Consider the following 13,032-nt stretch of genomic DNA (forward strand, 5'->3'; position numbering starts at 1 on the left):
GAACGAAAAATAACTTAGCACAAGCCTGCGCAGATCCATAATGCATTTACTCACGACCCTTTGCGCACGACTACTCACTACTGATTTATGTTAGTGATGCCAGTTTCGCTGACTGTCACCTCTAAGGTTTTGACGATTTCAGGGCTTTCAGACATAGGTTGATCAGGCGCTCTATCGCGATAAGTCACGGCAATTTTGAATGGGGCTTCGAAGGGATAAACAGGTTCAATATTGTCCACCTCAATCCGATCGCCCAGCATGACGCTGCCTAAATGCTTCAAGTTATTGTGTTCAAAATCGAGGCTAAACAAGCCAAGGTACCAAAATGCCCCCGAACCTTGAGTCGTCACAATAAACGGTGCCACAAAGGGCATAGTCTGCATTTTAGGATCATCTTGAATTGGCGCATCACTCTGGGTATCAGGCTCTAAAGCGGGATCGAAATTTAACGGCGTAATGCGCAAATAATCCAGTAATACTCGGCCTTTTACCTCGCCATCTTGATAATCGCCCATCGCAAATTCAGTTTGCTTGATCTTAATAAAATGGGTCAAGGCAACCGATTTACCGCCCTCTGGTAGGGTAATTTCAAACGGGTTGGCGGTATTTAAGCTAAAGAGTTTAAGCATCACTTCCGACGCATTCGCCACCGGCTTAACCTCAAGCGGTGTTACCACTTCAACCTCATTGGCCTGTGCCTGCGTTTTTTCCTGCGCCATGGCCTCGTCGTATTGCATGACCTTACCATCTTCCATCACCATATAAATATCATCATTGGTCATGTTGAAACGGTAAATACCTGCGGCGAGTATGGCTAATATCACTAAGGTGCCCGCTAAGGTTAACTTTACAAACGTACTCATTTTCTCTCCCCAATCGCGCGCTTTGTGCGCTGCTTTTCTAACACTGATCAACTTCAAATCAATGTCGGAGCAGTATTACAGATACTGAGTTAAAGCGGAGTGGGTAAAGTGTAAAAAAGTGACGCTATTTTGAGTTTTGTCAGGCTAAGTTCAGTTTATCCTTAGCCAAGATAACTAAAGGCATTTAATTTTTATCACCTTACCGTCCTCAAGCTTAAAAAATGCATCTTGCGGCATGTCTTGTGCCCATAAAGCTTGATAATCCAGATCCGCATAAATACCGCGAAACACGGCCCCAGATAAAGCATGAGAAACGACAATGACGCGTTCAGGGATGCTAGGATCGTTTAGCCAATCCTTAAGACGCCCACTTATACTTGTAAATGACTCAGCATTCGGAGCATAGGTATACCAGTCGACGATGCCACTTAACTCAGGCTGAGATTGCTTAATATCTGGGACGCGCTGCTGTTCCCAATCACCAAGACCGAATTCAATTAAACGCGCATCCTTTTGTAACCGTGCAACAGGAAAACCAATTTGTTGACAAATAATTTCTGCGGTCTGTACTGCTCGCCCTAACGGACTAACATGAAATGCCCATTCATCCACACTGTATACATGCTGCTTCAAGACCTCCCCAACCGCTTGTGCCTGTAAACGTAGCTCTGCGTTAAATTGTGTCTGCCCATGACGTAATAGATAAATCGTTTTTTTAATCAATTTGATAACCTAAAAAATATTATTGAAATACAGACTTGATATTGTGTGCTAAGCCACACTTTGGCATTGATAATGGGATATGTCATTATTAAGTATCAAATGACGTCCTTTAGCATCAGAATGTAAAATACTCAAACTTACCGGACGAATGGTATTCCAAAGTGTTTCAGAATTTTGTTCAGTCAGGAAATAGTTAGTCAATAATTTAACCATTAAAGATTCTAATACAATAAGCACATTACCACTGTATAGCATGCCAATACTTTCAATGATTTCAAAAAGACGTTTCTCTACTATTTTTAATTGAGTATAAATAGATGAGCAAAAACCACGGGGTTGCAACATCATAGTATGAATACACAGGGGTAAATCAAAGCATTCTCCATTAACGTCAAAATCGGCTTTAAAATCCTCCAATGCTAACTTTTTAATCACAGATATGGATTTTTTCCGCCCTTGGTTTAATATTCCAGCCGTTTCTATTGATAATGGTGACGTGCAAGAATATACCATTTCAAACCGAGTATCCCTCAATGAGTTTGCTAGCATATTTGCATGCAACCCTCCGAGATTAGACAGTGAATAATTGAAAGAAGCTGATAGATCATATACGTCAGAAGATTTTGCATCTCCTTGACTAATTAGATATATAGTAGCCAATTTAATCACCTCAAATTCTATATTAAGTTCGACAATCTTAGCCGAGAGCAAGCTAACGAAACCTACACTCGGCTACATTTTAGGCTGTTAAAAAACGTGGCGGACACCGACTGTAACAACTTTGTCGTCGCCAATATCTTGCTTTATGCCAGACATTCTATATTCGCCTTCGTAAATAGAAAAATGAGAATAAACTCGAGTCGATTTTTTCACTTTTTTCTCGGCACCAATAGTAAACTGGCTGATATCAACGTCAGTCAGCTCATCATTTTGACCAACTAGTTTATAAAAGTAGCCACCTAATCCAGAACGATCTTCACCAAACTCAGCTTTCAGTGTGATACCGAATAAATCACAGGTAGCATTGATGAAATAGGAGTGCCCTTCCATATTTGAAAACTTCAAACTTTCAGTATATTGAAATATCCCACCAAGCTTAATATTTCCTAACTTTACTTGTGTAACTGCGCGATAGGCATCGATATTGGAAATACCTTTATTAAGTGCGACAGCAAAATAATAGTTATTTTTCTTGAGTGCTTTATCACCAATGGCCGTACTAAAAGCGTACAAAACACCATCAACACCATAATTATCTTGCATTAAGTAAGTGGCATTAAAATCAATTAGACCGAATAACTTTGGAGAGTAATACCACAGACCATCAGCACTTCGGGTCTGCCCAGCGACTAATTGATTAATATCGGCATTCGTCGCACCAAAAATATCGACTTTACCTTCTGAGGTTTTAAAAACAGTATCATTTCGACCAACAAGCAAAGTACCATAAACTGTTTCAACACCTAAATAGCTATTTCTTGCAGAGAATACTTTACTGGAATCATTGGCTCGGTTAGATGTATTATTTACGCCAAACTCCATCTTGTAGATAATATTAATATCATTATTTATGCTAGATTTACCTTTAAGCCCAATATTGGATGAGTTATTTTCAAGGTAAGTACCACTCTCGCCCACACTTACCCCGCTAGTGCCACTGTAAACAGTTGAACCTAACTCTGAATGGGTAACTGATAAATCAAGTCGACCATAGATACTCGGTGATTCAACTGCCATAACCGATACTGACGAAATGGCGAATACTGAAGCAGTCAAAATTGATTTCTTCATCATGTTTCTCTTACTTAGTTTGATATTAATGGTTTAGAAGAAACTCTTTAAAAAAGACCATGACGATTAACGCCATGACCTACTCAGTTTTATCATTCGACCATAGTGACTTTCTTAGAACGCCATACAGAAGCCGCGAGTACAATGGATAATATTGAAGTGCTTAACCAGAAGTATTGCGCACTGCCAAAGTCATAATGCTTAACACCAGCCACTTCGGTAACTACGATTAATTTAGAGGAAACAATCTCTTGCAGGGATGCCGCGAGGTAAGAAAATAAACCAATGAAGCCCTTCACTGCGCCTACGGCATTTTTAGGCATTAAGTCACAGGCCGTTAAACCTGCAAGGAATACGACTAGACCGCCGATTGAAAAACCGATCAGACCCAGACCAAAGGCATCCATAGTACGGCTCTCTGAACCCCAGAACAGCAGGCACATACCAACTATATTTGCTAAACCGTATAAGAAGGTCGGAATATGACGATTAGCATTGAATACTTTGTCAGAAATAATCCCCGATAAAATAGCCCCAAAGAATCCTGCTATCGGATATGAAGACATAGCAACACCCGCATCAATCAAGGAATAGTTTTTTTCCGATTGCAGGTACAGTACGGCCCAAGAACTCATAGCATAACGCGATGAATACATCGCCGCACACGCTAAGGCAATAATCCAAACAACGGGTTGTTTTAATACAAACAATTGGGCTTTACGAATAGCGACAGGATCATGCCCTTTAACTGACTCAGGCTCTTCACCGTAAGCAGTTGCAGGATCTGGTAAACCATAGGTACGAGGACGATCTTTTAGCAGCATTAACATACAAGCTGCAGCGGCAAATGCAGCAATACCTGCCCCAACAAAGCCTATCTGCCAGCCAAAAAAGCTTACTAATGAAGCTGTTAATATCCAACTGATTGCTTCACCGATATTGCGTGAGCCGCCCCATATAGAGTAAACACTGCCCCTTTGTTTAGGTGAGTACCAATGGAAGATTGAAACACATGAAGGAGCAGAACCCACTGATTGGAACCAGCCATTCATCCCCCAAAGTACCACGAAGAATACCCCTGCAACCCCCATCCCCATTGCCATGCAAGCAATAGAGGAAAGCATCAAGGAAACAGACATAAAGCGACCAATGTTGGCATAATCCGCTAAAAATCCATTTGAAAACTTACCAAATGCATAAGTAAAGAAGAATGCTGAGCCCATCAAACCTAATTCTTCAATGGTTACAACACCTGCGTCGAGCATAGGTTTTTTAACCACACTCAACGCCATACGTACTACATAAAACATGGCATAGCCGAACACTAAGCCGATAAAAACCTGCCATTGATATTTTTTATAAATTGAACGAATTTTTTCGGGCGTCTCGTTCATAATAGGTAGATCAGCACCGGTTTGAAAAAATTTCTTTATCATAGCTTGCTCCAAAAGTTGGAAGTCTAGTTAGCCAAAAAGTAACGATGCACATATTAAGAATTCGTGTAACATCATTTTCACAGACACCTTAATATCCGATATGAATTGCAACAAATTGACGAAAATGAGTTAGTTTTGACACAAACTCGTCCTAGAAGCACTAATTCCTATGTGTTAATACAAGGCGCGAACGATAAAGATGGCTTAAGCTATTTTCAGCCCTAAAAAATCGAGTCAAATTTGACTCAACTAGAATCAAACAAGAATTTAAAATTTTAAAAAATATGCGAGTTGAATCACTTAATAAGGTATTAATGCCATGAGTTACATAAAACTGGACGCAATAAGTCATGTTCTGCAAATAAAATTTAAAATTTTGACTCCATTTTTATTACTTCTGTGGATAAGCATAGGCATAAGCTCGCTCTTTAATTCCGCCTCAGCAGCAGAACCTCTAGTGGTATTAACTACCTTTTCTGAAGAACCTATGGGCGCCTTATTTGAAGAATTCAAACAGTTAAATCCAGATATCCCAATTCAAGTGGTATATCGCAGAACTGGACCCGCGTTAAAGTGGGTAAAACAATCATCCATACATCCAGTAGATATGATTATTTCCTCTACACCCACCTTCTTCCGCGATTTGGATAATGCGGGGCTTATTGTCGCCCCATCAGAACGCTATGACATGCCGCCTTGGTTAAAAATACATGACCTTACTAAAAGCAATAAAACCATAGCATTAGGATATTCTGGGATAACAATTATGTATAATCAGCGCTACCTAGAAAAAAACAACTTACCCATACCCCATACTTGGAAAGATCTCGCTACAGCACAATTTTCTGGGCACATTATGATGAGTACGCCCAACAATTCAGGCACCACTCATATGATGGTCGAAGGATTGCTACAACAAAAAGGCTGGGTTCAAGGTTGGGCATTACTAAGGGAAATAGGTGGAAATTTGGCCTCAGTTTCAGCAAGAAGCTTTGGAGTGAGTGAATCGATCTCTAGGGGACTTGTTGGTGCAGGCGTTGTAATTGATAGCTATGCCATTGATGCAAAAAATAAATTTACCTTTACTAATTTTAATTATCTCCCCAACACAGTTATATTACCGACTTATATTTCTGTTACTTCCCGTGGAAGAAGTAAGGTGAATGTCGAAAATCTTATCCAATATTTTCTCTCTAATAATGGCCAAAAGCTTATTAGTTCTAGTGCTGTTGCCAAACACTCACTGACAGATGCTAGCCTTGCAAAAGGTACACAGCCCGTCATCGATGAAGAAATACTGTTTAATCGAGCCGATATTATCAATACATTATTCGATCAAGTGATTACCTATCAATTACCTAAACTACAGCTAGCATGGAAACTTATTCATCAAGCAGAAACATCGACAACCATTTCAGCTGATGAACAACAACTGATCAGCCAAGCACGTCTATTAGCAAGTTCAGTCCCTATTAGTGAAGCCGAGTCTTTATCTTTAGTATTACAGAATCAATTCATGCAGCTTTCAACTGAGCATAAGCACACCGCAGAATTAGAACAAATTTTGTACCAATGGCGCAAAAATAGTGAATATCAATTAGATCAGGCTATTAGCTTAATGAACAGCTTAGTGTCCAAAAAGTCATGAAAAAATATCATTTCAAAATACCGACAACATTAGGAAGCAAATTAATGCTCGCTTTTGCGAGCATGACATTCCTCAATCTATCTATAGGAATTACTACGGCTTTTATTTGGGAAGAACTCAGTAATAAGATAAATAATATTGTCGAGCATAGTCTGCCACCACTTAATGGCGCATATATATTAGAAAGATCCAGTGGGAATTTGCAGAGCATTATATCTAACAGCTATAAAATTAAAGATGAACTTGATTATCAACAATTTGAGGCTGATATAAAAAATGAAATTACAACTATTAAAAAAACCTATATTAACAGTAACCCGGATAACGAGTTACTTTCAGAACAGCGGATTACTCTCGATCATTTTTCAAATTTGATCGAGCAACAAGATACGCTATTAAAACAAAAAATCACTTATAGCCAAGAACTTAATAACTTACAAAAACGCATTACTTGGTTACATCAAGATCTTAATGATGAAATGACACCCTTAATGCAAGAGGTCGAGTGGCACGTGACTCGCTTGCTGTCACATCCGGTCGGAAATACATCACCAAATGTCTTAATGAGTGAATTTTTTATTTTGCAGGAATTATCCGCTAAAGAAACGGAACTTTTTACCTTAGTCAATGAAATTATTGATCAAAGATACACGCGAGAATTAACGAGTGCCTTCTATTACCTTGACCAAAAAATAATAGAAATTAAAGAGTTAGCAGAAAAACTAAAAAGTTTTCCTTCCACGATTAGCCATAGGCAAATAATGAAGAATCTAATCACTCTTATCAGTTCTAATGGTGAATTGATTCGACTCTTAAAACTGGATACTGAAGCTCAACTGGCGTTATCACAACTAGCAGCCCCATTAACTCAAGTCTTAACCCAATTTCACCATAAAAACATTGCTACCTTGGAACAATCCAGCCAAGCATTCAACTCATTAAACATCAATACTAAATCCATGATAGTAAATGGAAAGTTGATTATTTTCCTGATATCCGTAGTTTCTATTTTAATCAGTATTTTAGTGCTCGCAATCCTCATCCGACAACGAGTATTAAAACGCCTTAACACCCTAGAAATTGATTTAGAAAATGTCGCTAATGGCCATTTAGACTGGCCGATAGCGACACAAGGAAAAGACGAAATTGGCCATATGGGTGACTGCTTGCGACAATTCTGTGTCGATATGCAGGCAATGGTTAAGAGTAATGCTTTAACACTTATCAATAATGCCCAAGCCAGCTTGATTACCTGTTATCCCAACGGGGAAATTGAATCGGCAAACCCTCAGGCACTACAATTACTAAGTTTAACCACACTCGCCCCACAACTAACTCTTTGGCAAGCATTTCCCTCCACGAGCCAGCAGGTGTTATCGCTGCAATTCACGATTGATAGTGAGCTGCAACGAACCGGACGAAGTGAATGCATCCTCAATGTACTCAAAAATGACACGCCGCAATACTTGCACTTTCACCTGCAGGCATTCGAACACGCACGACAAGCAAAATACATGGTTACGATTACTGACATCACCAAACAAGAACTCAATGCCCGCGAACTTGAGCAATTAGTCGCTGACAGGACATTAAATCTAACCCTTAAAAATCAAGAGTTAACGGCAGAAATAGAACAACGTGGTATTGCTGAAAAACATTTGCGTCAAGCCCAAGCGGATCTCATCCAAGCAGCCAAAATGGCTGCTGTAGGTCAGACAATGACAAGTCTAGCACACGAGTTAAATCAACCGCTTTCAGCTGTCAGTACCTATTTGTACAGTTGCCGTTTGGCCTTAGCCTCAAATCAGTTCGACTTACTAACTGACATGATAGGTAAAACCGAAAAGATGAATTTGCGGATGGCTAAAATTATCTCTGCTATTAGAAATTTCGCTCGAAAATCCCCCAGTAATATCGAAGCTGTTAGCCTAGATATCCGTCAACTCGTTAGTAACGCATTAGTATTGGTGGAAACCCGAGCTAGAAATGAAAACATCATTATTCATAATAAGTTAGATAAAAACTACATGATAATGGCAGACGCGGTTCAGGTAGAACAAGTACTGCTCAATATCCTAATTAATGCTATGGACGCCACCGCAAGTCAATTAGAGAAGCAGATCTATTTATCAGTATTAAAGCAAACGAGCGCCAAATTAACACTGGCAATTTACGATAATGGCCCAGGATTTGACCCGAGTATTTTGCCTCTTATATTCAACCCGTTTAACACGACTAAGGCTGTAGGTCTGGGCTTAGGGTTGAGTATTTGTCGCTCAATACTCGAACGTTTTAAAGCTGAGATTTATGTGGCATCACACCTAAGTGGCGGCGCTATGATTATTTTGGAGTTTCACAATGCAGATTGAAAATTCGATGCAGTTTAATGTGCTACTTGTCGATGATGATGAGGATGTACTCACTGCATATCGCCATTTATTACACCTATCAGGGTACAGCGCTAAGGCCACCAACTCGCCAGCTAAAGCCTTAGCGTTACTCAATGAAAACTGGAATGGCGTTGTCGTCTCAGATATTTATATGCCCGCAATGAATGGCATGGATTTACTCGATGAAGTCAAAAAAGTTGATCCTGAAATTCCTGTCATCATGATCACTGGCCACGGTGATATTCCACTCGCGGTCGAGGCAGTCAAACGCGGTGCTTTCGATTTCCTTGAAAAACCTCTCGACTCAGCCCAATTCTTACAACTGCTCAAACGAGCTCAACAAATCCGTCATGGGCTCATAGAACAGAGAGAAGCTATCTCTAGCACTTTTAAGGAACATTTATTCGGCACCAGTGAGCAGATCAATCTAATACGCCAACAACTGAGCCAAATAGCTAAAATAGATAAGGATGTGATGATTGAAGGGCAAATGGGCACAGGTCGTCACTTAGTCGCATCTGTACTGCACAGCTTAAGTCAATATAAAAACAACAGCTTAATAATCCATGATTGCAAAGAACATCCCACATTTCCCGAATTAGAAACAAGTATAGCTAAAGCCCAAAATGGTACCTTAGTACTGCGTTCACTAACTCAGCTAGACCATGATCATCAACGCTGGCTATGTACTCGCTTACTGGATCAGGAAAGACTAAATACAAAAAGCCACCGTACGATTTGTATTTTCGATACCAATCCAGATGATGAAGTCAAAACAGGGGCCCTATTACCTGAGTTATATTACTACTTCTCACAGGCACGTATCCAATTGCCAAAACTCGCTGAACGCAAGAGTGATATTATTCCTTTATTCCGAAATTTCGTAAGCCAAAGCTGTAAGCGTTTCGATATTCCTATTCCCAAAATTGACTTGAATTATATTGATATTCTTAAGCGCTACCACTGGCCGGGAAACATCCGAGAGTTACGAAATCTTGCCGAACTCTATGCTGTTGACATCATAAAACTACCCGGTGAAGAAGCCCTGAAACTAGTACAAGCCCCTGACGCGCCGTTGGATGAGCTCGTTGACGCATATGAAAAACAAGTCATTGAAAATATTCTTTATCTTTGTTCAGGAAGAGTCACAGATGCCGCAAATTACTTAGGTATTCCTCGGAAAAAACTGTACCTGAGGATGAAAAAACTCAATCTTGAAAAGGATAAATTTAAGCCTAAATCTTAACCACTGCCAGAATTATATAGAAGCTCGCCGTAGTGACATTGAAAGCGTCACTGCGGCTATAGGTTTAATCCCACTGTGCCACGCTAGTTCAATGCTCGCGAAAGAGGAGCCCTTTTTTAATCGATAAATCTCCCATCACCACTCAAGTTGAAATCACCGCCGCCCTCGCGTTAAACACAATAGAAAAATACCAATCCTAGTGTGAAAAGTACCGCATCAACAATTCGATAACAGGTAAGTTAACTGAAGAAAAAAACAACACTAAAGCACTACAGGGACGCTATAACATGTCAGAAGGTCAATTATTTAAGAGCTCTTTGCTCGCATTGTGTATCGCTAACGCCTTATTCGGGATGAGCTCAACCGCAGTCGCGGCAGAGCAACAAGAGGCAACGGCAGAAAATATGGAGGTGATCCAAGTACGCGGCATACGTCGTTCGATTGAAGCCTCATTGAATACCAAACGCTTCGCCGACTCCACGGTCGATGCCATCACCTCGGAAGACATAGGTAAGTTTCCCGATAAAAACATCGGTGATGCGCTGCAGCGAATTTCTGGGGTCACGGTCGATAGGCAATACGGCGAAGTAAGCGGCGTCACTATTCGCGGTACAGCGCCAGAGCAGAGCCGTATTTTGCTTAACGGTCAAACCGTTGCTAGCACTTCTTGGTATGACTTGGGTCCTGCCACTCGTACCTTCAATATGGAATTGTTGTCGGCTGAGCAAGTGAACGCCGTTGAAGTGCACAAAACCCCGACCGCGAGACTTGAAGAAGGTGCGCTGGGCGGTACTGTCGATCTCAAAACCCGCAAGCCCTTAGATCTCGATGCCCACACCTATCAAGTCGCTGGCGAGCTGAGCCAAAGCAGCCTGTACGATGAAACAGACCCGAGTGGCTCTTTCCTCGGGAGCTGGAAAAATGACGACGAAAAGTTCGGCATTTTAGGTGCCTATTCAGTAGAAAAAATTACCAGCGGCCGCCAAGTGCTGGAATCTCTCAGTGGTTATTATGAATACTTCGCCGCAGATCCCGCGCAAAATCAAGAATCTACCGTTGGCGCTTGGGGCATAGGCTCGCAGGCATTTAGAGCCGAACGTGAACGGACCAGCGCCCAAGTCACACTGCAATTTGCGCCAACTGACAATACCGAGTTCACCTTAGATTACTTTAATTTTGAACTCGATATCCCCCACGTAAACCATAACTTCTTAACCGTTGGCGCGCGCGGTTCAGGCTCCACCAACGTAGTGAATAACGCCCAAGGCGGCACAGCGTCGGCAACAATTCTGCCGGCGTATGCGTCGATTATTTATAACCCTGTGGTGCGCCACGCGGTTAATATGAAGTCTGACGTACTCAACTTGACCGGAAAATACGTCGGGGACAGTTTTACGATTAGCGGCGTCATTGGCCAATCCACCTCAGATGGCGGCACTCAAGGCGGTTCATCTTCTTGGTGGATCCCAGCGACAGATCAAGGCGGTAAAATTGGCGATCCCGCCTTCCCTAATGGTCAAGGCAGTGTCGATGGCGGCTTTAGTTACGATGCCACGGGTCCCTACCAAGTGGTGCTGACGAGTTTAGATGCCAACGATGCCAGCCAGTTCAAGCACGCCCAAGAGGCGAACTACGAAACCACAGTGCAAGATCATAAAGTGACCTACGCACAGACCGATTTCGAATATCAACTCGACCATGATTTTATTAACAAAATTGCGGTCGGGATTAAGTACAACACCAGTGATTTCGAGCGTAATGCCTTCAACCGTAACCCCGCAGAAATTCTAGGTTTCGTGCCTAATGGCAACCTCGCTAACTGGAGCGATGGCGTGCTGTCTGGGCTACATTCCCAGAGCGGCGGCAATGTACTCGACTCCTATGCCAAGTTAGATGAAGACAAATGGTGGGCCTTTATCAGCGAGAAATACGCCAATGGCGAGTTAGTGGAAGTCGCCGATCTCGGTAACACCTTCACTGTCGAAGAGGATATGTTGGCCCTGTATGCCCAAGCGGATTTCAGCGGCGAATTCTACCGTGGTAACTTTGGCGTGCGTTACGTTAACACAGACCAAACCTCAACCGGTTTTGCCGATGGCAAGCCCTACAATGAATCCGTCAATTACGATAATTGGCTACCGAGCATCAACGTCGCCTTCGATCTGCAAGAAGACTTAATCCTACGTGCTTCGGCCTCTTCCGTGATGGCACGTAACAACTACAGCGATCTTAAACCTGGCTTAGCCATAGCAAAAAACTTTGGTACTGCGACCGGCGGCAATCCAAATTTAAAACCCTATAAGGCGAATCAAGCCGACCTTGGCATCGAATGGTACTTCACTGAATCTTCTATGCTGTCGGCGGCCTTGTTCTACAAAGATATTGATAACGTAGTGTTTGTCACTGAGTCGACGCAATATATCGAAGGTTGCGGCGCATCAGAATCCGAGTGGGATAAATGCCGAGTTACAGCCCCTGCCAACGGCGGTAGCGGCTCAGTGACTGGGCTTGAAATCCAGTTGCAACATAACTTTGAAAGCGGTTTTGGCTTCTTGACCAACTACACCTATGTTGACAGTAAGAGCACTCGCCCCGATGGCACTGAACAGATGATTGAAGGCGTATCTGAAAACTCCTTCAACGGTTCACTCTTCTACGAAGATGATCTATTCAGCGCCCGTATCGCCTATAACTGGCGTTCAGAATACTTAGGCGTGGGTAACATTCAAAACGTGTTAAACGACAGCTATCAACAAGTCGATGCCTCGATTATTTGGCATGCAATGGAGAACTTAGATGTTTCACTCGAAGGGGTAAACTTAACCAATGAAGTGGTGCAATCCTATGATGTTAAATACGGATTGACCCAAAACACCATCGAATTTGGTTCGCGTTATTTCGTCGGTGCCAGCTACAAATTTTAAACTTGAGTCAC

At 41.8% G+C, this 13,032-nt stretch carries 9 protein-coding genes; 4 read left to right on the forward strand and 5 right to left on the reverse strand.

Annotated features, from left to right (window positions below; all coding sequences use genetic code 11):
- Positions 1-77: 77 nt before the first annotated feature.
- The 5 genes from KV201_RS05340 to KV201_RS05360 form a co-directional block, all read right to left on the reverse strand.
- Positions 78-863 (reverse strand): hypothetical protein, encoded by a 786-nt coding sequence (locus tag KV201_RS05340; protein WP_226058733.1) that lies wholly within the window; start codon positions 861-863, stop codon positions 78-80.
- A 174-nt stretch (positions 864-1,037) separates the two neighbouring features.
- Complete coding sequence (locus tag KV201_RS05345; protein WP_226058734.1) at positions 1,038-1,586, reverse strand: histidine phosphatase family protein; 549 nt, start codon at positions 1,584-1,586, stop codon at positions 1,038-1,040.
- A gap of 48 nt (positions 1,587-1,634) precedes the next feature.
- Complete coding sequence (locus tag KV201_RS05350) at positions 1,635-2,246, reverse strand: hypothetical protein (RefSeq protein ID WP_226058735.1); 612 nt, start codon at positions 2,244-2,246, stop codon at positions 1,635-1,637.
- A gap of 87 nt (positions 2,247-2,333) precedes the next feature.
- On the reverse strand, positions 2,334-3,377 hold the full coding sequence (locus tag KV201_RS05355) for a porin (protein WP_226058790.1): 1,044 nt from the start codon (positions 3,375-3,377) through the stop codon (positions 2,334-2,336).
- Positions 3,378-3,469: 92 nt separating this feature from the next.
- Complete coding sequence (locus tag KV201_RS05360) at positions 3,470-4,813, reverse strand: MFS transporter (RefSeq protein ID WP_226058736.1); 1,344 nt, start codon at positions 4,811-4,813, stop codon at positions 3,470-3,472.
- Between the two features lie 319 nt (positions 4,814-5,132).
- On the opposite strand from KV201_RS05360, the gene KV201_RS05365 reads away from it, so the two are divergent.
- The 4 genes from KV201_RS05365 to KV201_RS05380 all read left to right on the forward strand — a co-directional run bounded on the left by KV201_RS05365 (position 5,133) and on the right by KV201_RS05380 (position 13,021).
- Entirely contained in the window at positions 5,133-6,461 is a 1,329-nt protein-coding gene (locus KV201_RS05365; protein WP_226058737.1) for an ABC transporter substrate-binding protein, read from the forward strand.
- The gene (locus tag KV201_RS05370; RefSeq protein ID WP_226058738.1) at positions 6,458-8,830 is read left to right on the forward strand and encodes an ATP-binding protein; all 2,373 of its coding nucleotides are present in this window, start codon (positions 6,458-6,460) and stop codon (positions 8,828-8,830) included. The genes KV201_RS05365 and KV201_RS05370 overlap by 4 nt, the downstream gene beginning before the upstream one ends.
- Entirely contained in the window at positions 8,820-10,097 is a 1,278-nt protein-coding gene (locus KV201_RS05375) for a sigma-54 dependent transcriptional regulator (RefSeq protein ID WP_226058739.1), read from the forward strand. The genes KV201_RS05370 and KV201_RS05375 overlap by 11 nt, the downstream gene beginning before the upstream one ends.
- 287 nt (positions 10,098-10,384) lie before the next feature.
- Entirely contained in the window at positions 10,385-13,021 is a 2,637-nt protein-coding gene (locus KV201_RS05380) for a TonB-dependent receptor (RefSeq protein ID WP_226058740.1), read from the forward strand.
- Positions 13,022-13,032 lie beyond the last annotated feature (11 nt).

The sequence above is a fragment of the Shewanella sp. SR1 genome, from assembly GCF_020447145.1.
In the GTDB taxonomy this organism is placed as follows: domain Bacteria; phylum Pseudomonadota; class Gammaproteobacteria; order Enterobacterales; family Shewanellaceae; genus Shewanella; species Shewanella baltica.